Annotated in this window: 1 protein-coding gene; it reads left to right on the plus strand. The window is 67.9% G+C overall.

Annotation, left to right across the window (positions count from 1 at the left end; all coding sequences use genetic code 11):
* A partial coding sequence (locus EN818_RS31995) for an alcohol dehydrogenase catalytic domain-containing protein (RefSeq protein ID WP_148671500.1) occupies window positions 1–293 on the plus strand: 293 nt, incomplete at both ends.

The following is a 293-nucleotide window of genomic DNA, read 5'->3' on the forward strand; positions in this document are numbered from 1 at the left end:
CCCGGTCAAATATTGGTGCGGCTGCAGTCCTGCGGCGTCTGCCACACCGATGTGCATATCTGGCGTGGCGAGAGCGTTCCGCCGCACGCCCCGTCGCCCTTCGTCATGGGCCATGAGGGCATCGGTCGCGTCGAGGCGATCGGCGAGGGCGTCGGCGGCTGGTCGCTCGGCGACCGGGCCGGCGTGCCTTGGATCCACGACACCTGCCGCCGGTGCGACGAATGCCTGGATGGCTACGAATCCTTTTGCCAGCACCATCGCGCGCATGGCTTGAACGTACCCGGCGCCTTTGC

The sequence above is a fragment of the Mesorhizobium sp. M3A.F.Ca.ET.175.01.1.1 genome, from assembly GCF_004791945.1.
Lineage (GTDB): Bacteria > Pseudomonadota > Alphaproteobacteria > Rhizobiales > Rhizobiaceae > Mesorhizobium.